The 24,677-nt window shown below is 73.2% G+C and carries 24 protein-coding genes; 8 read left to right on the forward strand and 16 right to left on the reverse strand.

Translation table 11 applies throughout. From position 1 onward, the window contains the following. Positions 1-487 precede the first annotated feature (487 nt). Complete coding sequence (locus tag O4U47_RS24105) at positions 488-1,735, forward strand: metallophosphoesterase (RefSeq protein ID WP_270680244.1); 1,248 nt, start codon at positions 488-490, stop codon at positions 1,733-1,735. A 33-nt stretch (positions 1,736-1,768) separates the two neighbouring features. Here O4U47_RS24105 and O4U47_RS24110 read toward each other — a convergent pair whose 3' ends face one another. The 6 genes from O4U47_RS24110 to O4U47_RS24135 all read right to left on the reverse strand — a co-directional run bounded on the left by O4U47_RS24110 (position 1,769) and on the right by O4U47_RS24135 (position 8,368). Then, positions 1,769-3,202 (reverse strand): MFS transporter, encoded by a 1,434-nt coding sequence (locus tag O4U47_RS24110; RefSeq protein ID WP_270680245.1) that lies wholly within the window; start codon positions 3,200-3,202, stop codon positions 1,769-1,771. Positions 3,203-3,209: 7 nt separating this feature from the next. Next, positions 3,210-4,181 (reverse strand): oxygenase MpaB family protein, encoded by a 972-nt coding sequence (locus tag O4U47_RS24115; RefSeq protein ID WP_270680246.1) that lies wholly within the window; start codon positions 4,179-4,181, stop codon positions 3,210-3,212. Between the two features lie 165 nt (positions 4,182-4,346). Beyond that, entirely contained in the window at positions 4,347-4,943 is a 597-nt protein-coding gene (locus tag O4U47_RS24120; RefSeq protein ID WP_270680247.1) for a GTP-binding protein, read from the reverse strand. Further along, on the reverse strand, positions 4,924-5,298 hold the full coding sequence (locus tag O4U47_RS24125) for a DUF742 domain-containing protein (protein WP_270680248.1): 375 nt from the start codon (positions 5,296-5,298) through the stop codon (positions 4,924-4,926). The genes O4U47_RS24120 and O4U47_RS24125 overlap by 20 nt, the downstream gene beginning before the upstream one ends. Positions 5,299-5,309: 11 nt before the next feature. Then, a complete protein-coding gene (locus O4U47_RS24130) occupies positions 5,310-5,708 on the reverse strand; it encodes a roadblock/LC7 domain-containing protein (RefSeq protein WP_270680284.1) in 399 nt (132 codons plus the stop codon). Positions 5,709-5,734: 26 nt separating this feature from the next. Then, a complete protein-coding gene (locus tag O4U47_RS24135; RefSeq protein ID WP_270680249.1) occupies positions 5,735-8,368 on the reverse strand; it encodes a sensor histidine kinase in 2,634 nt (877 codons plus the stop codon). Between the two features lie 462 nt (positions 8,369-8,830). On the opposite strand from O4U47_RS24135, the gene O4U47_RS24140 reads away from it, so the two are divergent. Then, positions 8,831-9,952, forward strand: coding sequence for a VanZ family protein (locus O4U47_RS24140; RefSeq protein WP_270680250.1), 1,122 nt, complete (start codon positions 8,831-8,833; stop codon positions 9,950-9,952). Between the two features lie 89 nt (positions 9,953-10,041). On the opposite strand, the gene O4U47_RS24145 is transcribed toward O4U47_RS24140, so the two are convergent. From O4U47_RS24145 to O4U47_RS24160, 4 genes are all read right to left on the reverse strand, one after another. Beyond that, positions 10,042-11,151, reverse strand: coding sequence for a methyltransferase domain-containing protein (locus O4U47_RS24145; protein ID WP_270680251.1), 1,110 nt, complete (start codon positions 11,149-11,151; stop codon positions 10,042-10,044). Then, positions 11,148-12,119, reverse strand: a complete 972-nt coding sequence (locus O4U47_RS24150; RefSeq protein ID WP_333563670.1) for an MvdC/MvdD family ATP grasp protein — start codon at positions 12,117-12,119, stop codon at positions 11,148-11,150. The genes O4U47_RS24145 and O4U47_RS24150 overlap by 4 nt, the downstream gene beginning before the upstream one ends. Then, the gene (locus O4U47_RS24155) at positions 12,116-12,370 is read right to left on the reverse strand and encodes a hypothetical protein (RefSeq protein ID WP_270680253.1); all 255 of its coding nucleotides are present in this window, start codon (positions 12,368-12,370) and stop codon (positions 12,116-12,118) included. Before O4U47_RS24155 ends, O4U47_RS24150 begins: the two co-directional genes overlap by 4 nt. 74 nt (positions 12,371-12,444) lie before the next feature. Further along, positions 12,445-13,206, reverse strand: a complete 762-nt coding sequence (locus tag O4U47_RS24160) for a TauD/TfdA family dioxygenase (RefSeq protein WP_270680254.1) — start codon at positions 13,204-13,206, stop codon at positions 12,445-12,447. A 126-nt stretch (positions 13,207-13,332) separates the two neighbouring features. Here O4U47_RS24160 and O4U47_RS24165 point away from each other — a divergent pair, with 126 nt between their 5' ends. Further along, on the forward strand, positions 13,333-13,740 hold the full coding sequence (locus O4U47_RS24165) for an NUDIX hydrolase (RefSeq protein WP_270680255.1): 408 nt from the start codon (positions 13,333-13,335) through the stop codon (positions 13,738-13,740). Positions 13,741-13,835: 95 nt separating this feature from the next. Then, positions 13,836-14,882, forward strand: a complete 1,047-nt coding sequence (locus O4U47_RS24170) for a hypothetical protein (RefSeq protein WP_270680256.1) — start codon at positions 13,836-13,838, stop codon at positions 14,880-14,882. Positions 14,883-15,096: 214 nt separating this feature from the next. On the opposite strand, the gene O4U47_RS24175 is transcribed toward O4U47_RS24170, so the two are convergent. Next, positions 15,097-16,413: an APC family permease gene (locus O4U47_RS24175; RefSeq protein WP_270680257.1), complete on the reverse strand. Its 1,317-nt coding sequence runs from the start codon at positions 16,411-16,413 to the stop codon at positions 15,097-15,099. A 99-nt stretch (positions 16,414-16,512) separates the two neighbouring features. Between O4U47_RS24175 and O4U47_RS24180 the strand changes: the two genes are divergently transcribed. From O4U47_RS24180 to O4U47_RS24190, 3 genes are all read left to right on the forward strand, one after another. Next, the gene (locus tag O4U47_RS24180; protein ID WP_270680258.1) at positions 16,513-17,562 is read left to right on the forward strand and encodes a helix-turn-helix domain-containing protein; all 1,050 of its coding nucleotides are present in this window, start codon (positions 16,513-16,515) and stop codon (positions 17,560-17,562) included. An 81-nt stretch (positions 17,563-17,643) separates the two neighbouring features. Then, positions 17,644-18,072 carry a DUF4333 domain-containing protein gene (locus O4U47_RS24185; protein WP_270680259.1) on the forward strand — a complete coding sequence of 143 codons (429 nt, stop codon included), beginning with the start codon at positions 17,644-17,646 and terminating at the stop codon, positions 18,070-18,072. Between the two features lie 128 nt (positions 18,073-18,200). Beyond that, positions 18,201-18,620 carry a nuclear transport factor 2 family protein gene (locus O4U47_RS24190; protein WP_270680260.1) on the forward strand — a complete coding sequence of 140 codons (420 nt, stop codon included), beginning with the start codon at positions 18,201-18,203 and terminating at the stop codon, positions 18,618-18,620. Between the two features lie 54 nt (positions 18,621-18,674). Here the strand turns inward: O4U47_RS24190 and O4U47_RS24195 are convergent, their stop codons facing one another. Then, positions 18,675-20,153 carry an MFS transporter gene (locus tag O4U47_RS24195; RefSeq protein ID WP_270680261.1) on the reverse strand — a complete coding sequence of 493 codons (1,479 nt, stop codon included), beginning with the start codon at positions 20,151-20,153 and terminating at the stop codon, positions 18,675-18,677. A 193-nt stretch (positions 20,154-20,346) separates the two neighbouring features. Between O4U47_RS24195 and O4U47_RS24200 the strand changes: the two genes are divergently transcribed. Next, on the forward strand, positions 20,347-20,676 hold the full coding sequence (locus tag O4U47_RS24200; RefSeq protein WP_270680262.1) for an ArsR/SmtB family transcription factor: 330 nt from the start codon (positions 20,347-20,349) through the stop codon (positions 20,674-20,676). On the opposite strand, the gene O4U47_RS24205 is transcribed toward O4U47_RS24200, so the two are convergent. From O4U47_RS24205 to O4U47_RS24220, 4 genes are read right to left on the reverse strand one after another with little or no spacing between them, the layout of a single operon-like run. After that, the gene (locus O4U47_RS24205; protein ID WP_270680263.1) at positions 20,630-21,682 is read right to left on the reverse strand and encodes a Gfo/Idh/MocA family protein; all 1,053 of its coding nucleotides are present in this window, start codon (positions 21,680-21,682) and stop codon (positions 20,630-20,632) included. The genes O4U47_RS24200 and O4U47_RS24205 overlap by 47 nt on opposite strands. Beyond that, the gene (locus O4U47_RS24210) at positions 21,679-22,179 is read right to left on the reverse strand and encodes a flavin reductase family protein (RefSeq protein WP_270680264.1); all 501 of its coding nucleotides are present in this window, start codon (positions 22,177-22,179) and stop codon (positions 21,679-21,681) included. Before O4U47_RS24210 ends, O4U47_RS24205 begins: the two co-directional genes overlap by 4 nt. Before the next feature lie 34 nt (positions 22,180-22,213). Beyond that, positions 22,214-23,125, reverse strand: a complete 912-nt coding sequence (locus O4U47_RS24215) for a UTP--glucose-1-phosphate uridylyltransferase (protein WP_270680265.1) — start codon at positions 23,123-23,125, stop codon at positions 22,214-22,216. Positions 23,126-23,144: 19 nt separating this feature from the next. Beyond that, the gene (locus O4U47_RS24220) at positions 23,145-24,599 is read right to left on the reverse strand and encodes an alpha,alpha-trehalose-phosphate synthase (UDP-forming) (protein ID WP_270680266.1); all 1,455 of its coding nucleotides are present in this window, start codon (positions 24,597-24,599) and stop codon (positions 23,145-23,147) included. Between the last annotated feature and the right edge of the window lie 78 nt (positions 24,600-24,677).

The following is a 24,677-nucleotide window of genomic DNA, read 5'->3' on the forward strand; positions in this document are numbered from 1 at the left end:
GTCCAGCAGGATCGCGATCTCCTCGCGTTCGGTGATCGTCAGGCGCTTGCCCGGCACGTCCCGTTCCTCCTTCTCGGACCTGCACACTTGCAACACAAACTAGAACCCACCCGGACCGGAACCGGCCTTCCGGACGCGACGGGCGGCTTGGGGTCATCCTGCGCGGCGGATCCGCCACCCGATCACGCGAAAAGCGTCCATTCCGCCGCTCGGGATCGCCGCCCCCACCCGGACCGCGAGGAGCCCGCCGCTCGGCAAGCAGGCCAAGGGAACCGCCCCGCTTGCGCCGTCGCCGCCGAACACCCCGACCACGCGCACACCAGGCAGTCGACAACGTCGCAGGTAGGACCAACCACCTTCGTCGTCGGCGCTCTCTGCCCGTGCGGGCCGGTGGATTCGCCCTCGCAGAGGCACAGTCCACCGGAACCCGGCATGGGGCGCCGTTCGTCTCAATGGGCATCATCTCCCCCACCTGCAGGGAACATCCGTGCTGCTGATCCCCCTCGCCCTGTTCATGCTCGCGGTCCACGCCTACATCGGCTGGCGCCTGATCTGGTGCACCACCCCCGCGTGGCCGCCGCGGGTGCTCGGCGGACTGGTCCTGGCGGCCGGGGCCCTGCTGGGCGCGCTCAGCGTGCGGGCCCTACTGGCGGTGTCGTTCCCGTCGTGGCTGGCCTGGACCGGATTCACCTGGGCGGCGGTGGTGTGCTACCTGGCCGTGTGGCTCGTGGCCATGGAGCCGTTGCACCTCCTTGGGGCCGTGCTACGGCGCCGTGCCGCGGTGCCGCAGACCGACCGGGGAGGAGCGGCCCCGCCGAGTCTGCGAGGCGGTGCGCCCGAAAGCTCCGGGCAGGCCGCCTCCGCCGCCTCCGGCGGCGGGCCGCCGTTCTGGGCGCGGCGCCAGGTTCTCTCGCGCGGGGCCGCTGCGGCGGCCCTCCTGGCCACCGGAGCGACCGTCGGCACCGGGGCGCGTACCGCGTTCGCCGCCCCGGACGTGCACGAGGCGGCCGTCCCGATGCCCCGGCTCGCCCCCGGCCTGTCCGGCCTGCGGATCGGCGTCCTGGCCGACACCCACCTGTGGCCCTTCCTGGACGGGGACGGCCTGCGCCGCGCCGTCGACCTCCTCAACGCCCGCGAACCCGACCTGGTGGTCGTCGCCGGGGACCTGGCGGACGCACCGGTCGGCCGGGCGGGGGAGGAGGTCGCCGCCCTCGCGGACCTGCACGCACCGCACGGCGCCTTCTTCGTCACCGGCAACCACGAGTTCTACCGCGTGAGCGGGCCGACGGAGGAGTGGCTGGACCGTGTGGAGGAACTCGGCGTGCGCGTCCTGCGCAACGAGCGGGTGACCATCGAGCGGGACGGCGCCCGCCTGGACCTGGCGGGGGTCCACGACGAGGCCGGCCGCTCCCACGGCTCCCCGCCCGACTACGAGGCGGCGCTGGGCGGCCGGGACGAGGGCGTCCCGGCGGTCCTGGCCGCCCACACCCCCGCCCAGGTCTTCGACGCCGCCGAGTACGGGGTCGACCTGCAGGTGTCCGGGCATACCCACGGCGGGCAGACCATCCCCCTCAACGTGCTCCGCGCACGGGAGAACCCGATCCAGTCGGGCCTGGGGCGGGTGGGCGACACCTGGCTGTACGTCACCAACGGCGTCGGCTTCTACGGCCCGCCGCAGCGGGTGGGCATCCCCCCGCAGGTCGGGCTGCTGACCCTGGAGAGCGAACCCGCCTGACCCCCGTGGTCCGCGCAACCGGCGGGGCGCCCTTCAGCCCCCCTCGGCGCCCTTCGGCCCGGCTCGGGGGCGGCTCGGAGACGGCTCGGGCACGGTCGTCGTCAGCCGCGCCATCTCCTTCGCGTTCAACCGGTACAGCCGCAGCAGCAGCACCGACGCCAGCATCACCGCCGCGGGCACCAGCGTGCTCCCGACCAGCATGCCCTGCAGCGCCCGGTCCGTCTGGGCGACGGCCTCGCCCGCCGCCGACTGGCGGTAGCCGCTCACCGCCAGCGCCGCGCTCAGCAGCTGGGCGCCCAGCGCCCCGCCCAGGGCCTCCATCGACGACCAGATCCCGGCCAGCACGCCCGCCTGGTGCCTGCCGCTCACCGCGCGCGTGGCGGCGATGCAGTCGGTCAGCATCGAGTACGGCAGCATCGTGCAGCCCGCGTTGCCCGTGCCCACCACCACCGACATGGCGACCGCCCACGGCAGGCCGCCCATCACCGGGATGAAGTACAGGCCCACGGCCCCGGCGATGAAGAACCCGGCCGCCAGGGCCAGCGTCGGCCGCTTGTCCAGGCGGCGCGAGACGGCCATCCATACGGGCATGGTCGCGATCAGCGGCACCGTCACGCACACGACCAGCAGGGCGGTGTACCCCGGCTCGCCCATCACGTGCCCGGTCACGTACGGCACGCCCGCGATCATCGTCCCCGAGGCCACCACCTGCAGGAACGCCGTCGGCAGCAGCCGCCGGAAGTGCGGGTTGCCCAGCGCCGTGCGGAACTGGGCCACCAGCCCCTGCGCCTCGTGCACCCGGCGGCGCAACGGCGCCTTGCGCGTCCAGTACACGCACCCCGCCATGACCGCCATCGTGATGGCCGCCATCACCACGCCCATCAGGCGGTAGCCCTCGATCGCGTTCCCGGGCCCCGTGCTGTGCACCAGGACGGGCGCGAGCGCCCCGCCCAGCAGCAGCGCCACGCCGACGAACACCGTCCGCCAGCTCTGCAGCACCGACCGCTCGTGGTAGCTGTCGGTGATCTCCCCGGGCATCGCCGCATACGGCACCTGGAACACCGACGCCGACAGCGCCGCCGCGACGAACACCGCCAGGACGGCGAACGCCGCGGGCGCGCCCTGCAGGGGGAACCCCGCGAACAGCAGCGCGAAGCACACCGGCAGGGCGAACGTGCCCGCCAGCATCCACGGGCGGCGCGGCCCCCACCGGGACACGGTCCGGTCCGAGCGGATGCCGATGAACGGGCCCGCCAGCACGTCCACCGCCTTGGGCGCCACCACGACGAACCCGGCCAGGGCGGGCGCCACGGCCAGGGCGTCGGTCAGGTAGATCAGCAGCAGCAGGGACGGGACCGTCGTGAACACGTGGGTGGCGATCGCGCCCACCCCGTAGCCCGCGTGGACGGATCGGGGCAGCATCGCACCGCGGAGGCCGTCGGCCTCCGCAGCGGGGGGTGCGGTCATGGCCGGTTCAGACCTGTTCACCCTGCTGGGCGCCGCGCTTCTCCGGCGGCAGCGCCTCGCCCGGGGCCGGGACGCGGTCGCGGCTGCCCGACACCTCCACCGTCCGCAGGTCGTGCGGGACCGGGCACTTCGCGGGGAAGGTGCCGATCCGGCTCGGGTCGAACCCGTCCGGGTAGCTCTTGATGTTCGGGTTGTCGTCTTCGGTGAACGGCTCCACGCGCGGCGGCATGAACCGCACGACCCTCGCCCGCGCCTTGAGGGCGAACTTCGCGGCGCCCTTCCAGAAGCCCGACGCCGGCTCGTACCGGAACGCCCCGGTCAGCCGGTCGTCCAGCAGCGCCATGGTGAACTTCTTCATCACCGGCCGCTGCCAGGACGGGGAGAAGTCGAGCATCAGGTCGAGCGTGCTGTCGGACACCGCGCGGCCGCCCTCGCTGAAGCCGAAGTGCTCGCGCTCGTAGGAGTCGAACAGCTCGTAGAACTCCTCGAACGTGTCGGGAATGTCCTTGATCGCCATGTGGCGGCCGAGGTCGCGGTAGTAGTTGGTGTTCGCGCGGATCTCGTGCTCGCTCAGGCGGCGCCACCCGAAGCCCCACTCGTTGAGCCAGCGCGGGGGCATCACCACGAACGTGCTCAGCACGTACAGGTAGTCCTCGTTGGAGATGTCGTAGCTGCGGTGCATCTGGTTCATGCGCCGCAGGGCGTCGCGGCCCCGCCCCGGCTCGAAACCGTGCCGCAGCATCTGGCCCAGCAGCAGCGCGGTGTCGTCGTACCGGTGCTGCGTGCGGTCGGTGAACTCCTCGGTGTCGCCCAGCAGCCCGCCGATGCTGGGCACCGCATAGGTCCGGTACAGGGCCAGCCCGAGGGCCTGGGACATGTCCCAGGGGAACTCGTGGGCGCCCAGGACGAAGGTGATCCGGCGCGCGTCGGCCTCGGCGTCGAGGCGGTGGATCTCGTCGTACCAGTCGAACCGTTTCATCGGGCCTCTCCGGTGCGGTGTGGGGACGGGGCGGGCCGGGGGGACACCCACCGAGTGACCGGTAGGTACCGGTCGGTAGGGACCTTACCGGCCGCCCCCGCGCCCGAGGAACTCCGCCCCGCGCGGCAGCCCCGGCGGCACAGGGGATCGCGCGCCCCGCGCCGGTCAGGCCGGGGCGGCGGTGCGCCGCGCCACGTGCCGCACCAGCGTCAGCAGCACCTCCTTGCTGGAGGACCGGTCGCGCGCGTCGCACAGCAGCACCGGCACCTCCGGCGGGATGCTCAGCGCCGCGCGCACCTCCTCGGCCTCGTAGTGGTGCGCGCCCTCGAAGCAGTTCACCGCCACCACGAACGGCACCCCCCGCCGCTCGAAGAAGTCCACCGCGGGGAAGCAGGTCTCCAGCCGCCGCGTGTCGGCGAGCACCACCGACCCGAGCGCACCCGTGGCCAGCTCTTCCCACATGAACCAGAAGCGCTGCTGGCCGGGCGTGCCGAACAGGTAGAGGACCAGGTCCTCGTTGATGGTGATGCGGCCGAAGTCCAGGGCCACCGTGGTGGTGTTCTTCTGCTCCACCCCGGACAGGTCGTCCACGCCCAGGCTGGCCTCGGTCATCAGCTCCTCGGTGCTGAGCGGTGCGACCTCGCTGATCGAACCGACCAGGGTGGTCTTGCCCGCGCCGAAGCCGCCCGCCACCAGGATCTTGATGGCGGCCGGGATGCGCTCGCCGCCGTCCGGGCCGCTGTCAGAGTCGTTGGATGCCATCGAGAACCGCCTGCAGTACGTCCCGGCTCACCGGGCTCTCTGTCGTGTAGGGGGCGCGGGCCAGGACGTAGCCCCGGCCGATGAGGTCGCCGAGCAGCACCTTGACCACGGCGACGGGGATGTCCATGTGCGCGGAGACCTCGGCCACCGACTGGGCCCTGCGGCACAGCTCCAGGATGCGCAGCTGCTCCGGTTCCAGGGCCATCTCGTCGACCTCGGCGCGCGCGGCGATGACCACGCTGACCATGTCCAGCTGGACGGCGTCGGCGTGCTGCCGGCCCTCAGTGAGGATGTAGGGCCGGACGACCGACCCGGCCTCGTCCTGGCCGAGACCCGAATCGCGGGGATCCGCCATGGTGCCTCCCGTCACCCGGCCGACTCCGGCGCGGGCCTCCCGTCACCCCGGGGGGCCGCGTCCAGGAACCGGCCGACCTGTTCCACAAGGACGTTCATCTCGTACGCGATGAGGCCCACATCGGACCCCTCCTCGGACACCACGGCCAGGCAGGCGCCGCTGCCCGCGCCGGTGACGAACAGGTAGGCGCGCTCCATCTCCACGACGGTCTGCAGCACCTCACCGCCGTTGAACTGCTTGCCGGTGCCGCGGGCCAGGCTCTGGAAGGCCGAGGCGACCGCGGAGAGCTGCTCGGCGTCGTCCTTGCCCAGGTCGGCCGAGCTGCCCATGAGCAGGCCGTCGGCGGACAGGACGATCGCGTACCGGGCGCCCACCGCGCGCTCGACGAGCCCGTCGAGGAGCCAGTTCAAGTCCTTCGCAGCGTTGTTCGTCAAGGTCAGGAGTCCTTCTCAGTGTCCTCGGTGGTGTCGTCCTCGGCGGCGCGGCCCTGGCCGCGGCTCTCCTCGCGGCCGCGGCGGGTGCCCTGCTGGAACGCGGACATGTTCCGGCGCAGCCGCTCTGAGCGCTCCGGATCCTGTGGGGCGGATCCGGACGGGGGTGCGCCCTGCCCGCCGCCGTCGCCGTCCGCGGCGGGATCGTTCGGGCAGCGGTCGGCGAGCTGGGGGGCGAGGTTGGTCTGCGGGCGCCGCTTGGGCAGCGCCGGTCGGTCGGCGCCGTCGCCGGCCGGGGCCGGGTCGGGGCGGGTGTCGCGCGAGGCGGGGCCGGAGCGGAGCGAGCCGCGCCGGGGCAGGCCCGAGGGGGTGACGGTGGGGCCGCCGTCGCGGGCGGAGCCGTTCCCCCCTTCGCCGCCGGGGGCGGCGAACGGCGCCAGGGCACTGATCGCCTTGTCCGTCGGCTCCCCGGTGCGGACCTCCAGCGGGGCGTCCGGGGCGTCGTCCGGGGTCTCCGGGGCCTCGGCGGGGGCGTCGTCCGGCGCCGCGTCCGCGCCGTCGCCCCCGGCGGCCTCCTCGACCGCCTCCCGTTCCTTCGCGGCCGGGGACGGGCCGTCGGAGGCGCCCAGCAGGTCCCCGTCGGACGGCGCGGGGGAGGGCGCGGGGAGCCCGCGCGGCGACGCGGGCGCGGGGGCCTCGGAGATCAGCTCCGGCGGCAGCAGCACGATCGCCTGCACGCCGCCGTAGGGCGAGGAGCGCAGCCACACCTTGATCCCGTGCCGCTTGGCCAGCCGCGAGACGACGAACAGGCCCAGGCGCATCTTCTCGTTGAGCCGCATCACGTCGAACTCGGGCGGGTCCGCCAGCAGGGCGTTGGCCGACTCGAACTCGTCGTCCTGCATGCCCAGGCCGCGGTCCTCGATCTCCACGGTCACGCCGTTGGGCACCTGCTCGCTGCTGAGCATCACCCGGGTGTGCGGCGGGGAGAACGCGGTGGCGTTGTCCACCAGCTCGGCGACCAGGTGGATGACGTCGGCCACCGCCGGGCCGATCAGCGACACCCGGGCGATGTGGTTGCGCTGCACCCGCGAGTAGTCGCCGGACTCGGAGATGGCCCCGCGCAGCACGTCCACCAGCGGCATCGGGCGGTGCCAGGTGCGGCCCGGGTTCTCCCCGCCCAGGATGAGCAGGTTCTCGGCGTTGCGGCGGGAGCGGGTGGCCAGGTGGTCCAGCTTGAACAGCTCGGTGAGCTGGGCGGGGTCCTCCTGGTCGCGCTCCATCCGGTCGAGCAGGCGGAGCTGGCGGTGGATCAGGGTCTGGCTGCGGTGGGCGATGCTCAGGAACACCCGGTTCACGCCGTGCCGCAGCTCGGCCTGGTTGATCGCCGCCTCCACCGCGGTGCGCTGGGCGGTGTCGAACGAGCGGGCGACCTGGCCGATCTCGTCGTCGTCCTGGTTGGCGACCAGGTCGGGCAGCTCGTCGTCCAGCTCCACCGGCTCGTGCCGGCGCAGCCGGCCCATGATGCCGGGCAGCCGCCGCTCGGTGAGCTCCTCGGTGTCGTCGCGCAGCCGGTGCAGCCGGTCGACCAGGCGGTGCGCGGAGCGGGTGGCGGTGAGCACCGCCAGGATCGCCAGGGAACCGACGCCCGCGCTGCCCAGGACGGCCATGGCCATCGACCGGTAGGCCACGTTGGCCTGCAGGGACCCGGCGTACAGCGCCTCGTCGGCGCCGATCGCGGTGAGCTCGTCGAAGACGGCGAGGTAGGCCTCGTCCCAGTCCTCCTTGTCGACCGGCATCGGGAAGCGCTCGGTGACCTCGCCGGTGACCGGGTCGGTCTCGGTCTCGGCCGGGCGCTGCATGATCTGGTCGACGTACTCGTTCAGCCGCTTGAACTCGGGGGTCTCGGTCAGCTCCCGGTACCGCACGCGCTGCTCGGGGCCGAGGAAGGGGGCGGTCTGCTCCATCCGCGACTCGTAGGCGCCGAACTCCTGCACGAAGGCGTGCATGTCGGGGTGGCTCAGCTCGTCCTCGGCGAAGGAGCGGATGAGCTGGGCGTCGGCACGGCCGAGCTGGTCGACGGCGCGGAAGGTGGAGGTGGCGCTGACCCCCGGCCCCATCGACTCGGGGTTGGTGCCCGCGCGGGCCAGGTCGTCGAAGACGTCGGCGGCGGCGGCGGTGACGCCGTTGAAGAAGTCCAGGACCTCCCGGCGGGAGGCGGTGCCCGCCTTCACGGAGGCGCGGAGCTCCTCGATGCCCTCGTAGGACTCCTGGAGCCGGGTGATGCGCTCGACGGAGGACTCCGGGACGAGCGGCTTCAGCTCGTCGTAGTCCGTGATGATCGTGCCCATCTTGTCCGAGGACTCCTGCTGGGCCTCCTCCAGCTCACCGGCCAGGTCGTCCGGGTGCTCCAGGTACCCGACGGTGATGGTGCGCTCCTTCATCACCGTCGTCAGCGCCACGGCGGACGGCGTGAGGTAGGTCTCGTTGCCCTTGCTCAGGGCCAGCTCCATGGCGGCGTTGTAGAACAGGACGCCGCTGACGACGAGCCACACCGCGACCAGCGCCGCGGTGGGGGTCATGACGATCCTGCGGAGCCGGGTGCGGATGCTCGGGACCCGCCGCTTCTCTGCTTCCTGCACTGCTCTCCTATGGCCCGTGCCTTGAGCACACATGGACGCGGTGGAACGGCGAAGGGGCGTTCCGGTGCTTTCGGTGTGGAGGACCGGCGGCCGGTGCGCGCGCGGCGCCCTCCGGCCGGGCCGACCTGTCCGCGCAACGCGAGGAAGACGCGGGGATTCGGCCCAGGGATCGTATCTCGCCCGAGTAAGGGCGGGAATCGCCGGGGGGACGGGCCTCCAGGGGCTCTGCGGTGCGGTGGGGCAGGGAAGACTTTGGTCCCTAACTGGGCGTCCGTCGTGTGGATGTGGGCGTTTGCCGGGTTCGGTCCGACAGCGCTACGCGTTCGTAGCCTGACGAAGAATTATCGAATAGTTACAGAAGAGTGTCGGCGGGCGCCCGTACCGGCGGCTCCCGGCCGCCCCCGTCTCCGGATCCGGTGTTCTCCCGCGCGGCCGTGCGGGCGCGGCTAGCCTGGTGGACCTATGGGAGGGATTCTGGGCGCCGGGCCGGGAGGGGCCGTGGTCGCCGTACCGGCCGCCGTGTTCGCCGCGGCAGTGGGGGCGGCCCTGTTCTTCCGCGCCCACCTGGGGCGCTACGGGCGCGTCGCGGGCTGGCAGGGGCAGGCGACCCTGGCGGTGCTCGCCACCGCGCTGGCGGCGGGCGTGCTGGCGGTGTGGCCGCTGCCGCGCGGCACGGACGGGCTGTGCGCGATCGACGGCGGCGCCCCGGTGCTGGCCCAGCCGCTGTCCCTGGGCGCGCTCCCGGGGTCGTGGACCACGGCCGCCTTGCACACCGCGGCGGCGGCCGGGGTGCCCGCGGCCGCCGGGGCCCTGGCCCGCTACCGGTACCGGCGCGGGTTCTGGTTCACGCTGGCGCTGACCGCGCTGATCGCGCTCGCGGTGGAGGCCGTGCAGGCGACCGGGATGCTCGGGCTGTACCCCTGCGCCTACCGGGTGGCCGCGGTCGACGACGTGCTGCTGGGCGCGGCCGGGGGCGCCGCGGGGTGGCTGGCCGGGAGCGCGGCCGTGCGCGTCCTGCCGCGCGGGTGGCCCGGGGCCGTCATGGACGCGATGCCGCCGGGGCTGTCGCGGCGCCTCGGCGGGCACCTGCTGGACCTGATGCTCTGGTGGTACGGGACGCTGCTGCTGGCGGGCGTGCTGCTGCAGGCGGGGGTCGTCGCCGCCGGAGGAGCGGGTGCGGCGCACAAGACGGCGCTGGTGGCGGCGGCGGTACTGTTCGGCCTGCTGGTGCCGCTGCTGCGGAGGGACCGGAGCACACCGGGGCGGGCGAGCATGAGGCTGGCCGTCGCCGAGAAGGGGAGTCCTGGCCCAGCGGCGCGGTGGAGGTCGACCCTGCGGGCGGCGCTGCTGTACACGCCGGTGACGGTGCTGTTCGTGTTCGACCTGCATCCATGGGCGCTGCTGGTCGTGCTGATCCACGGGGCACCGGAACTGGTCCGCCGCGACCAGGCGGGCACCGCGGACCTGATGACGGGAACGCGGATCACGACGAGGACCGCGGTGGCAGGAGGCCTCCCGGGCAAGCTGATCCGGTACCGCCCCTCCCTCCAACCCGGCCCACCCCCACAGAGGGTGGGGAACTGAGCCTGTAGGGGCCGTTGCATCCCGACGCTGCTTGGCGGGCCCTCCCACCCCCTTGCCCGTGGTTCCGCTCTGCTGTCCCGTCACCGAGGTCACGGCGTGCCCGGGAGCATGATCCTCTGGCCTTGGGGACCGACCTCGATGAGGTGTTCCTCGACGCCCGGTCGCCCGGCGGCCTCCCACTCGTTCTGGGCCTTCTCGGCCAGCGCCCACAGGTCGCGGGGCCCGGAAGTGCGCACCCGGCCCACTTCATCGGCGGTGGCCCAAGCCCCGTCCGGGGTGAACAGCAGAGCAGCCCTTCCCATGCTGGTGATGCCGATGTCGGGCACCTCCGCCCACAGCCGGAACGCCGCGCCGGGCGGATCCAATGCGCGGGCGCCGATCTCGCTGCTCCGCTCGACCGCGTCCCGCAGGTCCATCGGCGGAGGGAACCGGCGCTGAGGGACGGCGAGGTCGTGGCGTGCGGGCATGAAGAACCCGGGTTCGCTGACACTGAACCCACCTGAGGCTGTGCCGTCCCCGTGCACCTCCAACCGAGCGAGATGCCCGACCCGCGGCGTGCCCACCGACCGCACATCGACCAGGACCAGGCCGCCGGGCCGGGTCTGGGCGATCCAGGCGTAGGGGACCTGTTCGACCGAGTGCGTGGCGATCACCCGGTCGAACGGGGCGTGTCCGGGCGCGCCCTCGGCACCGTCGCCCGTGACGACCGTGGGGAGGTGCCCCGCCCCGGCCAGCCGTCGGCACGCCGTCGAGGTCAGCGCGGGGCCGATGTCGACGGTGGTGACGTTCTCGCCTCCGAGCCGGGCCGAGAGCAGTGCGGCGTTGTAGCCGCTTCCCGTGCCGACCTCCAGCACACGGTGGCCGTCGCGCACGTCGAGCGCGTGCAGCATTGCGACCATGAGGGAGGGGCGGCTGGATGAACTGGTCGGCCACCAAGAGCCGGGCGCTTGCGGGTGTCGGCGGAGCTGGGTGATCAGCGAGTCGTCGGTGTAGACGCCCTCCAGCCATCCGGGATCCTCGGCCCCGACCCAGGTCGGGTCGCGATCGGCGGTCTCGTCGTAGTAGCCGGGAACGAAGAGGTGGCGCGGCACCTCCCGGAAGGCCCGTTCCCAGGCCGGGTCCGACAGCGGTTCCGGGGTGAGGTCGTCGGCCAGCCGTTCCAGAAGCGGGCCCCATCGGGCGCGCGGGACGTTGGTCATGGGGATGCCATCAGCTCCTCGGCGACCAGGTCGGACATCGCTACGCCGGTGGCCTCCTGAAGCCAGCCCCACTGGGCTCCGGGGCCGCACTCCAAGAAGAGCCAGTCGCGGTCGGTGAGGCAGAAGCCGAATACTCCGGCCGTCAGACCCAGCGCCGACAGGTAGCGGGTACAGCCCTCGGCCACCGGGGCGGGAACCTCGATCGGCGCGTAGTCGAGTGCGGCGTAATCCAGACGGAAGTCCCGCCGTGCCTCCGGGCGCTCGGCCCGGATGGCCACAGCCGCACAACCCCGAAGGGTGACCAGTAGGCGTGCGTCGACGGCCTTCTTCCCGGCCAGGTCGGCTTGGAATTGGTGAGCGGTCGCGGCCACGCCCCCGCCGATCTCCTCGGCGGCCACCGGTGATGTGTAGATCAGCCGCGGCTCGCCAGAGTCGGCGATCAGCTTGTGCATCAGTGCCTTGTACACCGCGCCGTCCCTCTGCCCGGCGGCGAATTCGCGTGCGGCGGCGGGATCATTGGTCACCATGGTGGGCGGGACGGACAGTCCGCAGCGTGCGGCGATTGCGAGTTGGAGCGGCTTGTACTCGGCGTCGGCCACCCGTCCCGGGGCTCCGGGTACCCAGCGTGCGTCCAGCGAGGCGAGAACACCGCCGAGGCCGAACCGGGCCTCGGCGGAGGCGAAGCGGGCTTCGGCCTCGCTCAGTCCGCGCGCCGGTTCGAAGGGGCGGGGCTGGCGGTAGTACACGGCTTCGATATCCACCAGATCGATCGGCCCTTCGGGGGTATGAATCGTGCCCTCCCAACCCGAGGGGCCGAGCTCGACCGCAAGACGAGCCCGGACGGGAAACCACGCCGTGTCGAAGCGGAGTGTGTTCACCCTTCGTGTGCCCAGGCACCGATCGACCAGGTCCGCCTCGCCGTCATCGGGTTCGGCCAGTAGGAGGACGCTCTTGCTCGGCCCCGTCAATCGGTCACCGTCTGGGTGTAGTCGTCGCGCCGGGTCCTGCTGTCGTCGGTGTACTCGGTGGGCACCGTCTCCTGGCGGGTGCTGGTGGGCTTTCCGTGCTTCCCGGTGGCGGGGGCGGCGGGCATCTCGCGGGCGCGGTCCATGCCCCACGGGCGGCCCGGTGTACAGGGCTGCGGGCGGATCGGGACGCGGTGGCCGGGCAGGCCGGTAGGGAAGCGGTCACGGGCGAGGGCCAGGGGAGAATCGCTCATGGTCGTCCTGCATTCTTCATCAGGGCGGACAGGGCGGGCAGTTCCATCCGGGGAGGACACGGTCGGAGCCGTGATCACTTCTCCGGCTTCGCATCGAGGAGCATCGGGGTGGAGTAGGCCCACGAGGCATAGAAGCCCCGGGCCAGTGGGGTGATGGGGGCGCCGAGTACGCGCCACATCACCCGGTTTCCGTGGAAGGGCTGGCGTCCATGCAGCCAGCGGGTGTTGTCCAGCAGCACACCCTCACCTGCCGCCAAGGGGTGCATGGTGGTGCATGCCTTGATGGCGTCCAACAATTCTGGCAGGTGTGGCTCTGCCCGAGGTGAGAACCGTGCGAGCTCGTCCAGACGCAGGCGGATGGTCCACCGGCCCTCGGAAGTGCGCTCGAACACTGCCCCGGCATGCCCTGTGGCGCCGCCGAAGTAGGCAGCCCCACGAGAGGACAAGACAGTCGCCGCCTGCGGGGCGCGTTCACACAGGAACGAGAAGACCTTCTCGCCGTCCACCAGTGTGGTCAGGCCACCGGAACTGCCCGGTCGTACGCAGGCCAGCAGCATCAGGTGCGGCGGGACGGGTACGCCGGCGCGTTCAGTGTGAGCGAGCAGCGCTTCCTGAGTGAACCCCGCCCGTCCTGGATCTCGACCGTCCGGGCGAGGACGAAGCACGGTTACACCGTCCGCTCCAGCATCAGGATGAGGGAACGCCGCCAGCAGCCGTCGGGCCGCTGCGGTGAATGCGGTGCGTTCGGCAGGCACGCGGACATGGGCCAGCCCTGTCTCGCGGAGCAGGGCCATCACCTCGCTGGAGGCCGCAAGGGGGACTCGCGTTCTGGTCACGCCTCGAGCATCCCGGGCGCTACTGCCTTGAGGCCAGTGACAATCTGTCAAGGAAGGTTCCGCCATTAGCGACCGGAAGCGGTGCTACGGTGCGCCCAGGATTCTCCCCGAGCCGGAAGCGAGCCCATGTCCGTCACGCACTTCCCGGTCTCCGTCAAGGGCGTCGTTATCCGCGACGAGCTGGTTCTGCTCCTGCGCAACGAGAGGAACGAGTGGGAACTGCCAGGCGGAAAGATCGACCTGGGGGAGACACCTGAGGAGTGCGTGGCACGAGAGATCACTGAAGAGGCCGGGTGGCCGGTCAAGACCGGCCCCATCCTGGACTCCTGGCTGTATTACATCTTCGCGGCCGACAGGCACGTATTCATCGTGACCTACGGGTGCACGACCACGTCGCGTGCCCCCCTCCAGATCTCCCACGAGCACAAGGAAGGGGCCATGTTCAGGCGGGAGGAGATCGACGCGCTGAACATGCCCGAGGGATACAAGCGCTCCGTCCACGCCTGGTTCAGCCACCCGGAACGGGCTCGGTGACCAGGCGGGCCCCACGTTGGATCTGGGTGCGCCCAGAGGCCCGTCCCGCCCTGGACAGCGGCGACCCGGGCCGTATTCTCGCCTGCTATCGCCGCTTGACCGGCACTTCTCAAGCCACACTGGCCGAGTACCTGGGGTACGACCCCTCCTATATCTCCCTCCTCGAACGGGGACGTCGCCGCTTGGCCGACCGTGCTGGGCTGGCGCACCTCTCCCGATCCCTGGCCGTCCCACCGCATGCTCTCGGCATCTCCACCGAGGATGACGCCGACTTCCGCGCCGCTCTCCAGTTCGGTGACTCCACCATCCGCCTGGCCGACATCGCACGCCAGGCCGGACGCGCTACCGAAGCCGTCGAAGAACTCTGGCCTCTCGTCGCTCGCCTGGAGGCCCGCCTGGCCGAAGGATGCGTGGACGCCTCAATCGTGTACCTGCTCGCCCGCGCCCGTACCACTCTCGGCGTGTGCCTGGGACACATCCTGGCTGAGGAACAGCAGTACGTTGCTGCACGCTGGACTGGAAAGGCTTTGGTGCTGGCCGAGCAGCTTGAGGGTGCCGAACTCCAAGGGCGGGTGTTACGCATGCACGGCAATGAACTTCGCAAGGCTGGAAGGAGCCGTGCCGCCACCGCACGTTTGACCCAGGCGCTCCACCTCACCCGCACTCCGGGAGAGCGCGGGCAAGCGCTCCTCCTGCTCGCCCGCGCCGCCGGGGAGTACGGCGACGCCAACGCCTTCGACGCCGCGATCAGCGAAGCGCAACACACCGCCGACCAGGAAGGGGCGTCGGGCATCCTGCTCACCGACTTCACTCTCCGGGAAGCCCGGATTCGTGGTTTCGCGGCCACCGGTCGTGCTGATCGGGCGACTCGTCTTGCACAGCAGGCCCCGCAGGAAGAACCACCGGCCCCGCAGTGGTCGGCGATCGAACGTGCCACCACTGGCCAGGCCCTTCTCGGGGCAGGGGATGTGGCCGGAGGTGAGGAGGCACTCACGGAAGCGCTCCTCGTCGCCGAGCGCCACCGTCTACCGCATCAGGTCCAGCGCATAGTCCGCACTGCAGAAGAGGGCCGCTTGCTCGAACTCGGCGACCGTGCGCGGGCTATCCTCCGCAAGTTGCGAGCTCTACCGATACCCCGATGATTTACCTCAGCACGCTGAAGTTGTGCGCTGACGCCCTCATACCGGCGCGGCGCCGGGCGATCCCGCATGAGGAGTATTGGACCCGCTGATCGGTCTCGCGGCGGCTTCACGAGGGAAAGGGCACTGCTCAGACCCGGTAGTCCTCGTGTGGAACCGCGCGACCCCATACCGACGCTGCGAACGTGCCGGTGGGCGCGCGCGACGCGGCCCGCGATCATCTGTGGCCTTCATCCGCTTTCGCAACTGGCCTTATGCCCGTCTTCCGGCGGAAGGCCATCGCCACCGCCGCCACCACCGCGGGGACCGCGATGTACTTGGCGGCGAAAGGGGCGATCGCCGCCGTCAGGACCAGTGCCGTCGCCGCGTGCGCGCGGGCCCGGCCCTGCAGCAGGCGCACCCCTGCGCCCATCCCCGCCAGGTACGTCACCAGCACCAGCGACGCCGGGATGCCCACCAGCGCCTCGGTCCCCCAGCCTCCCGCCCAGCTGATCGCCAGGCCCGCCGCGCCGCCGCCCGCCACGGTCAGGACGCCCGCCACCGGGACGCCGCGCGCGTCGCGGCGGGTGAGCGCCTCCGGCATCCACCCGTCGCGCCCCAGCGCGTAGGCGAGCCGGGACGTCGAGGCGAGGAACGTGTTCGTCGTCCCCAGGCTGATCACCGTCGCCAGGACGGCGGCGGCCACGGTCGCGCTGAACCCCAGCCCGGTCCCCAGCACCTCGCCCACCGCGACCCGGTCCACGGCCGGGTCGCCGTAGGTCCGCGTCCCCACCACAGCGAAGGCCACCCCCGTGTACAGGACCAGGACGACCGCCACCGTCGCCACGGTCGCCCGGCGCATGTCCCGGTGCACGTCCCGGAACTCGCCCGCCAGGTGCGCCACCGCCTCCCACCCGGCGAACGCGAGGAACAGCACCACGGCGGCCTCGGCCACACCCGCGACCCCGTGCGGGGCGAACGCGGCGGGGTCGGTGAACCCGTCCAGGGAGACGCGGGGGAGCGCGGCGAGGGCCGCGGCCAGCAGCATGAGCGCCACCCCGGCGGCGAGCACCAGCTGCGCCCGTCCGCTCAAGCGCATCCCCGCCAGGTTCGCCGCCGCGGCCAGGGCCAGGATGACGGCGGCGATCGGGTACGCGAACCACGGCCCGGCCCCCAGCGCCGCGGCCACGTAGTAGCCGCCGGTCAGCGGCACGACCGTCTGGCCGGCCACCGCGGAGGCGAAGTAGAACCACCCCGACAGCCCTCCCGCCGTCGGACCGAACGCCCGTGCCGCGTAGGTCGCGATGCCCCCGGCGTCCGGGAACCGGGTGGCCAGCGCCGCGAACGTCGTCGCCAGCGGCAGTCCCAGCAGCCCCATGAACAGCCACGCCAGCAGCGACGCGGGCCCGGCCATCGTGGCCGCCTGCCCCGGCAGCACCAGGACCCCCGCCCCCAGCACGGCTCCGGAATAGAGCGCCACCGCCTGCCCGAAACCGATGGTGCGCTGCGGCGCACCCGGCTCCGGTGCCGTTGCCCGACGACCGGTGACGCTCACCCTCGTTCCTCCTCCCGGACCGTGCGGCCGCAGGGGTCCCGGCGGCAGGAACCAGCCTCGGGGTTCCGCCGGAGCCCGGCCAGTGGCAAGCTTGCCGATATGCGCACGGATCTTGCCGCCCACCGCGTCGCCCTCGCTGTCATTGAGGAGGCACCGGTCTTCGAGGTCTCCGTCGCGTGCGAGGTCTTCGGCATCGACCGGCCCGACCTCGCCGATCCCTGGTACGAGATGCGGATCTGCGCCGCCCGCCCCGACACCGCGCTCGCGCACGGCCTGGCCCTGCGGGAGGCCCACCCCCTCGACGCCCTCGTCGAGGCCGACACCGTGCTGGTCCCGAACTGCACCGAGGTGGACCGGGCGCCCCGCGAACTGGTCGAGGCCGTGCGCGCCGCCTACGACGCCGGGGCCAGGATCGCCTCCATCTGCACCGGCGCCTTCGTGCTCGCCGCCGCCGGGCTGCTGGACGGCCGCACCGCGACCACCCACTGGATGCACGCCGCCGAGCTGGCCGCCGCCCACCCCAAGGTGCGGGTCGACCCCGCGGTGCTCTACGTCGAGGACGGCGGCGTCTACACCTCCGCCGGGACCGCCGCCGGGATCGACCTCTGCCTGGAGCTGGTGCGCGCCGACCACGGCACCGCGGTCGCCAACGCCCTCGCCCGCCGCCTGGTCACCCCGCCCCACCGGGAGGGCGGGCAGGCGCAGTACGTGGAGGCGCCCGCGCTCGCCCGCGACGACACCCGGTTGGCCCCGCTCCTGGAGTGGGCGCGCTCCCGGATCGCCGAGCCGCTCACCCTCGACGACCTCGCCCGCCGGGCCAACCTCAGCAGGCGCACGCTGGCCCGCCGGTTCGAGGACGCCCTGGGCATGCCGCCGCTGCGCTGGCTGCTGCGCGAGCGCGTCCGCCACGCCCAGCTCCTGCTGGAGACCACCGGGCTGCCCGTCGAGCAGGTGGCGGAGGCGAGCGGTCTGGGCAGCGCGGCGAACCTGCGCCGCCACTTCACCCGGCACGTGGGGGTCGCGCCGCTCGCCTACCGCCGCGCCTTCCTCGCCTCCCGGGAGCGGAGGGCCGGGGGGGCGGTAGCGCCCCTCACGCCCCCGGCGGCCTCCCGTGCGTCACGCGCAACACCGTACGCAGCGCAATCGTGACATCGGCCAGGGAACCCGCGGCCGGCCCCCGGCGTCGCAGACGGTATACCCCATCCACGGAACACAGCAGGGAGAACGGCCATGGGAGGAACCGGAAGCAGGCGTGCGGCGGCGGCGAGCGGTCTGGGAGCGCTGGCGCTGCTCCTCTCCGCGGGCTGCTCGTTCAACGCCAGCGTCGGGGACATGGAGCCGGTCGGCAGCCCGGACGCCGAGCAGGAGGGCGGGCAGGAGAGCGGCGGCGGCGCCGAGTCCCCCGAGGCGGGCGGCGACGCGGGCGCCGTCCCCGCGGACGAGGTCGCCCGGCAGGCATCCGACACCCTGGCGGAGACCGTCGGCCAGACGCCCGACTCCCTCACCTGTCCCGAGGACCTCCCGGCCGAGGTCGGGGCCTCCATCCGCTGCGAGCTCACCGCGGACGGCCAGACCTTGGGCGTGACCGTCACCGCGACCGCGGTCGAGGGCACGAACGTCGACTTCGACGTGGTCGTCGACGACGTCCCCGCGGGCTGACGCCCGCCGGGCCGGGGCCGGGACGCCGCTGTCCCGGCCCCGGGTCCCGGCTCCCGGGGATGGCGCTCACGGATGCGGTGGTCCATCATCGGACCCGGCAACGGCGACCCCCTCACCGAGGAGCCGACATGACGGACCCCGCGCACGGCGGCGGCCCCCTGGACGTCCTGGAGCGCATGCTGCCGCTCCTGCGCGACAAGGACCTCGACGCACTCGCCGACCTCTACACCGAGGACGCGGTGCACGAACTCCCCTTCGCCCCTCCCGGCGCTCCCCGCCGCATCGAGGGGCGTGAACGGATCCGGGAGTACTTCTCCTCGACGCTGGCCCACGTCCCCCTGGAGTTCCACGCGTTCCACCCGGTCGCGGTGAATCCCGCGGCGGACCCGCAGGTGGTCGTCGCCGAATACGACGCCGAAGGTGTGGCGGCCCCCACCGGCCGCCGGTTCACCGTCCGCTACCTGTGGGTGCTGCGCGTCGTCGACGGCCGGATCGCCGAGTGGCGGGACTACTGGAACCCTTCGCAGATCCTGGACCTGCAGGGATAGACGAAGGCCCGTCCCGCGCGGGGGCACGGCGCGGGACGGGGGCGTCAGGGCCGGTCAGCCCGTCGTCGCGTGGGCCTGCTCCGACGGGTCGGGGGCGGCCGGCCCCTCCACCGAGGGGGCGGTCGGTGCGTTGCGCGGCAGGGCGAGCGTGATGAGCAGCCCGGCGAACATGCCCGCCGCCGCCAGCAGGACGGCGACGAACCCGCCGTCGGCGAGCGCCGTGAGCTCCGCCTGCCCCTCCAGGCCGGCCGCGCCGGCGCTGGACACGCCGATCAGCAGCGCCATCCCGATCGCGTTGCCGATGTTCAGCGTCGTGGTCGCCACGCCGTTGGCCACGCCCTGCTCCTCGGGGGCCACGCCGGTGGCCGCGGCGATCCACATCGCCGTCCAGACGATGCCCTGTCCCACGCCCGAGACGATCAGCCCCGGCAGGGCCATCGCGTAGGTGGCCTCGGCGTCGAACCCGACGGCCAGCAGCGCGGTTCCCACGACCCCGATCCCGAACCCGAGGAGGAGGGTGCCGCGGGTGCCCATCCGGTTGGTGAGCCGCTCGCCGAGCTGCGTGCCGGTCATGATGGCCAGCGACGGGACGAGGAACCCGAGCCCGGTCTGCAGGGCGCTGAACCCGTGCACCGTGTTCAGCAGGACGGTCAGGAAGTAGGGCAGCGCGCCGAAGGTGCCCATGTAGATGAAGGTGACCGAGGCGCCCACGGTGAGGTTGCGCCCCTTGAAGAGGCGGAACGGCATCAGCGGGTCCTTGCTGCGGGCCTCGGTGAGGGCGAACAGGGCGAGGAAGACGGCGCCGACGGCCAGCGAGCCGACCACCAGCAGGTCGCTCCAGCCGACCTCGGTGCCCTGGACCAGGCCGAAGACGACCAGGGTCGCCCCGACGGTGGCGGTGATCGCGCCGGGCAGGTCGAAGCGGCGGCCGCGGGTGCGGGCGCCGTCGGCGGGGATGACCGCGAGCGCGGCCAGGGCCACGCCCCCGGCCAGGGGCACGTTGACGAGGAAGACCGCGGGCCAGCCGAACAGCTCGGTCAGCACCCCGCCCAGCAGGGCGCCCACGGTCAGGCCGCTGGCGCCCGCGCCGCCCCAGATCGCCAGGGCGCGGTTCCGCTTGGGGCCCTCCTCGAAGAGGGTGTTGACCAGCGACAGGGTCGAGGGGAGGAGGAGGGCGCCGCCGATGCCCTGGAGGGCGCGGGCGGCCACGATGACCTCGGGGGACCAGGCCAGGCCCCCGGCCAGGGAGGAGACCGCGTAGGTCGCCAGGGCGGCGACGAAGACGCGGCGGCGCCCCAGCATGTCGGCCATGCGCCCGCCGAGCAGGAGGAAGCCGCCGGCGAACACGACGTAGGAGCTGACCACGAGCTGCTGGGTCTGCCCGGGGAAGCCCAGGTCGGCGCCGATCTCCGGGAGGGCCACGAACACGATGTTGATGTCCAGCGAGAAGATGAGCTGCGCCGTGGCCAGGAGCGCCAGGCTCCATCCCAGGCGCGCCCCGGTTCCCGTGGCACGGGTCGATGCGGATGACATGGGTCGGTCGCTCTCCAGGTCGAGGGGGTGAACGCGCACCACTCGGTGCGACTGTTCGCAAATTTACGTACGGTCGGATCGTTCCGTCAACCCGTGCGCCGCCCCCGCGGAGGGCCGCCCGGCCCGCCGTTCCGGGTGTTCGGCGCGGTCACGGGGGCTGTCGAAGGTCGGATTGTCGCGGTATAGTCAGACTGTGATTCCGCAGCACCCCGAGCGCGACCAGATCCGCATCGACAACGTGATGTCGGCGCTGGGCAACCCGATGAGGCTCGCCGTGGTCCGCGTCCTGGCCGACGGCCGGGAGCACACCTGCGGCAGCATCCTCGACGGCGTGTCCAAGTCGACGATGACCCACCACTGGCGGGTCCTGCGCGACGCCGGCGTCATCTGGCAGCGCCCGTCCGGGCGGGAGAACCTGCTCTCGCTGCGGCGGGAGGACCTCGACATCCGCTACCCCGGCCTGCTGGACTCCGTCCTCACCGGTGCGATGGTGGACGGCGGCTCCGGGGCCGCCCTCGCCTGAGCGGCGCCCCCGGCGCCCCCGGCACCTCCGCGGCCCGCCTGACCGCGTCCAGGACCCGCGCGCACACGACCGCGTCGGCGGTCGTCGCCGCGCCGCCGCCCGGCCCCGCGGCGGGGTCCGCCAGGGAGCCGATGAAGTGCGCGGAGGCGTCCTCGGCCGCCGGGGCGCGGTGGTGCTCGACATCCGCCCCGCCGGGCGCGTCCACCCGCAGCACACCGCCTCTGACCCGCAGGGCCCCCTTCTCGCCGCGGATGCTCAGCCCGAGCCCTCCCGGGCGCGACGTCCAGTCCGCCCGGAGCAGGGCCGGGACCCCGCCCCAATCCAGCAGGGCGACGCCGCCGGAGTCGGTGTCCGCGCCCCCGCGGTGGGCCATGCGGGCCGACCGGACCCCCTGCTTCCGGCGCGGGTCCAACCAGAGCAGCAGGTCGACCAGGTGCAGAGCCAGGTCGGCGAACCCGCTGCCGCCGCCGTGGCGCTCGGTGAGCATCCAGGCGGCGCCGCCGGAGAACACCCCGTCGAGCAGGCCCGGATGCGCGAAGTAGGCGCGTACCGCCGTCGGCGCCCCGATCGCGCCTGCGGCGAGCAGGGCGCGCACCCTCCGCATGACCGGGGCGCTCCGCAGGAACATCGCCATGGACACGCGCGCCTCGGCCGCGGCGGCCGCCGCGTGCAGCGCCTCCGCCCCGGCCGCGTCGGCCGCCAGCGGCTTCTCGCACAGGACGGGCACCCCGGCGCCGAGCGCGGCCGGGAGCAGGGCGGTGTGCTCATCGGTCCGGGACGCGATGATCGCCGCGTCGGCGCCGGAGAGCGCCTCCTCGGCGGACCCGGCCCGGCGGACCCGGACGGTCGGGTCCGCCGGGTCCGGGCAGGGGAGGGGAGCCCCGGCCGAGGGCAGCACCCCGGCCAGGCCCGCCCGGGGGTCGGCGGCCACACGCCGCGCATGGTCGCGCGCGTGCACGTGGGCGGTGCCGAGCAGGGCCACCCGGACGGGCGCGGGTGCGCTCACCCGGACCCGACCGCGGACCGGGGGGCGGCCACATGGGTGAAGTTCCGGTTCCAGTAGGTCAGCGGGCGCGCGTCGTCCAGATGGGCCTCTTCGACGTGGCCGACCAGGATGCTGTGGTCTCCCCCGCCGAGAACCTGCCGCATCGAGCACGCCAGGCGCACCGCGGCGTCGGAGAGGCCGGGAAGCCCCAGTTCGCAGGCGACCATGTCGCCCGCGGCGAAGCGGTCGACGCCCGAGGTGGCGAACGTCCGGGCCACATCGGCCTGGTCGTGCGCGAGCAGGTTCACCATGAAGTGCGACGCGGACACGAAGGCCTCGTGCGTGCTCGCCGAGCGGTCCAGGCACACCAGGACCAGCGGAGGGGACTTCGACAGCGAGCAGAACGAGCTGCTGGTGAACCCCCAGCGGCGCCCGGAGGCGTCCCGGGTGGTCACGACGGAGACCGGGGAGGGGACCCGCGCCATGGCGTCGGTGTAGTCGGTGCCAGAGATCGCCATTGTCTAACTCCGCAGGATCGGGTGGTCGGTGCGGTCAACGCGCCGCGTCGGAGACGAAGTCGCGCAGCCACGCGGTGAAGTCCGGACCGAGTTCGCCGTGGCGTGCGGCCAGGCGGACCACGGTCCTGAGGTATTCGGCACGGTCGCCGGTGTCGTAGCGCTCGCCCCGCATGAGCACGCCGTGGACCGGCCCCCAGGTGCCGGGATCGGCGGCCATGGTCCGCAGCGCGTCGGTCAGCTGGACCTCGCCGCCCAGTCCCGGGCCGATCTTCTCCAGCGCCGCGAAGACCCGCGGGGAGAGCACGTAGCGGCCCACGACCGCCAGGGTGCTCGGCGCCTCGTCCGCCGACGGCTTCTCCACGAGGTCGGCCACGCGGACGGTGCCCCCCTCGGGGGCGCCGTCGACCGCGGCGCACCCGTACAGCGGAATCCGCTCGCGCGGGACCTCCATCAGCGCGACCACCGACCCGCCGTGCTCCTCGCGCACCCGGAGCATGCGCTCCAGGAGCGGGTCGTCGTCGGAGAGCAGGTCGTCGGGGAGGAGCACGGCGAACGGCTCGTCCCCGACGTGCATGCGCGCCTGGAGGACGGCGTGCCCGAGTCCGAGCATCCGCCCCTGGCGCACGAAGTGCAGTCCCACCTCCTCGCGCAGTTCACCGAGCCCGGCCAGCCGTGCCGCCGCGGACGCCCCGGCGGCGCCGTCCAGCTCCGGCGCGTGGTCGAAGTAGTCCTCCAGGGCGGACTTGTTGCGCCCGGTGACGACCAGGACGTCGGGGAGCCCGGACGCGACGGCCTCCTCCACCACGTACTGGAGGGCCGGCCTGTCGACGATCGGGAGCAGCTCCTTGGGGACGGCCTTGGTGACGGGGAGCAGGCGGGTCCCGTATCCCGCTGCGGGGATGACCGCCTTGGTCGGGGTGGTGCCGGGAAGGACGGGGATGGGCATCTGTGGCGCTCCCAATGCGTCAAGGGGTGGTGACCGGTGCGGCGGTGAGGGCGGACAGGAACAGGTGCGCCCACGCGTGGACGTCGTTCTCGGCGAGGTGCGCGCGCATGGCCGCCATGCGGCGGGCGGACTCCTCGGGGGACTGTTCGACGGCGCGGACCAGCGCCTGCGCGATGTCGGCCGGGTCGAAGGGGTTGACCAGGTGGGCCTCGGCCAGTTCCGCCGCGGCCCCGGCGAACCGGCTCAGCACCAGCGCTCCGCCGAGGTCGCCCCGGCTGGCGACGTACTCCTTGCAGACGAGGTTCATCCCGTCCCGGTAGGGGGTGGCCACCAGCACGTCGGCGGCGCGGTAGAGGGAGGCGAGCCGCTCACGGTCGAGAGTGTCGTAGAGGTAGTGGACGACCGGCGCTCCGACCGACCCGTACTCCCCGTTGATCCGGGACACCGCCTCCTCGACCCGGCGCCGGGTCCGCGCGTACTCCCGCATTCCGGACCGGGTGGGCGTGGCGACCTGCACCATGGCGACCTCGCCGGGGCGGAGCCGCCCCTGCTCCAAGAGCCGCCGCAGCGCCTCCAGGCGGGCCTCGATGCCCTTGGTGTAGTCCAGGCGGTCGACGCCCAGGAGCAGGTGGTGCGGACGGCCGGTCCGCTCGCGTATCTCGCGCGCCCGCGCCCGGGTCCGGGGGCGCGAGGCGAGCCCGTCGTACTCGGCCGGGTCGATGGAGATGGGGAACACGCCGACGTCCACGTCCCGCCCGTCCCGGCGCAGGCCGTACCGGAGCGCCGCGGAGCGCGGCGGCCCGGGCGGCCCGGTCCCCAGTTCCGCCAGGCAGGACGCGAAGCCGTCGGCGTGCTCTGCGGTCTGGAACCCGATGAGGTCGGCCCCCAGGAGGCCGTCCAGGATCGCCCCGGCCCAAGGGAGCCTGCGCATCAGGTCCTTGCCGGGGAAGGGGATGTGCAGGAAGAAGCCGATGCGGGTGTCCGGCCGCAGCCTCCGGAGCATTCCCGGAACGAGCTGCAGGTGGTAGTCGTGCACCCAGACGGTCCCGCCGGGCGGCGCCGCGTCCGCCGCCGCCCGCGCGAACCGCTCGTTCACGCGCGTGTAGCCGTCCCAGTGAGCGGCGTCGACCACCGGCGGCACGACGGCGTCGTGGTACAGGGGCCAGAGGGCCCCGTTGGAGAGCCCTTCGTAGTAGGTGGCGTACTCGTCGGCGCTGATCGGGACGGGGACCAGCGTGGGCCCGTCCCGGTCGGGCGCGGGCGGGGCGGGCGCCGCGCCCTGGGAGGGGGTTCCCGCCCATCCCACCCAGGTGGTGCGCCCGGAGCCCCCGCGGCTGGACAGGGCGCTGACGAGGCCGCCGGGACTGCGCTTCCAGCGGACCGTGCCGTCGCCGGTGCCGACCGCGGTGACGGGGAGCCGGTTGGCGACGATGACCGGCTCGGCGGTGTCGCTCGGTTCGACGATGGGTTCCATTGCTCGCTGCCTCGGATTCCCTAGGGAGCGGGGAGGCGCCTGCCTCCCCACCCGGAGGTCGGTGCTCGGCGTTGAGCC

Source organism: Nocardiopsis suaedae, assembly GCF_027706745.1.
Lineage (GTDB): Bacteria > Actinomycetota > Actinomycetes > Streptosporangiales > Streptosporangiaceae > Nocardiopsis_A > Nocardiopsis_A suaedae.

Excerpts from the sequence above, each read along its gene's own strand:
- O4U47_RS24220 (WP_270680266.1), bottom strand. The coding sequence starts at position 24,599 with ATGGAACCCATCGTCGAACCGAGCGACACCGCCGAGCCGGTCATCGTC.
- O4U47_RS24195 (WP_270680261.1), bottom strand. The coding sequence starts at position 20,153 with ATGTCATCCGCATCGACCCGTGCCACGGGAACCGGGGCGCGCCTGGGA.
- O4U47_RS24115 (WP_270680246.1), bottom strand. The coding sequence starts at position 4,181 with ATGAAACGGTTCGACTGGTACGACGAGATCCACCGCCTCGACGCCGAG.
- O4U47_RS24210 (WP_270680264.1), bottom strand. The coding sequence starts at position 22,179 with ATGGCGATCTCTGGCACCGACTACACCGACGCCATGGCGCGGGTCCCC.
- O4U47_RS24165 (WP_270680255.1), top strand. The coding sequence starts at position 13,333 with ATGTCCGTCACGCACTTCCCGGTCTCCGTCAAGGGCGTCGTTATCCGC.
- O4U47_RS24185 (WP_270680259.1), top strand. The coding sequence starts at position 17,644 with ATGGGAGGAACCGGAAGCAGGCGTGCGGCGGCGGCGAGCGGTCTGGGA.
- O4U47_RS24145 (WP_270680251.1), bottom strand. The coding sequence starts at position 11,151 with ATGACCAACGTCCCGCGCGCCCGATGGGGCCCGCTTCTGGAACGGCTG.
- O4U47_RS24120 (WP_270680247.1), bottom strand. The coding sequence starts at position 4,943 with ATGGCATCCAACGACTCTGACAGCGGCCCGGACGGCGGCGAGCGCATC.
- O4U47_RS24155 (WP_270680253.1), bottom strand. The coding sequence starts at position 12,370 with ATGAGCGATTCTCCCCTGGCCCTCGCCCGTGACCGCTTCCCTACCGGC.
- O4U47_RS24215 (WP_270680265.1), bottom strand. The coding sequence starts at position 23,125 with ATGCCCATCCCCGTCCTTCCCGGCACCACCCCGACCAAGGCGGTCATC.
- O4U47_RS24180 (WP_270680258.1), top strand. The coding sequence starts at position 16,513 with ATGCGCACGGATCTTGCCGCCCACCGCGTCGCCCTCGCTGTCATTGAG.
- O4U47_RS24190 (WP_270680260.1), top strand. The coding sequence starts at position 18,201 with ATGACGGACCCCGCGCACGGCGGCGGCCCCCTGGACGTCCTGGAGCGC.
- O4U47_RS24125 (WP_270680248.1), bottom strand. The coding sequence starts at position 5,298 with ATGGCGGATCCCCGCGATTCGGGTCTCGGCCAGGACGAGGCCGGGTCG.
- O4U47_RS24140 (WP_270680250.1), top strand. The coding sequence starts at position 8,831 with ATGGGAGGGATTCTGGGCGCCGGGCCGGGAGGGGCCGTGGTCGCCGTA.
- O4U47_RS24110 (WP_270680245.1), bottom strand. The coding sequence starts at position 3,202 with ATGACCGCACCCCCCGCTGCGGAGGCCGACGGCCTCCGCGGTGCGATG.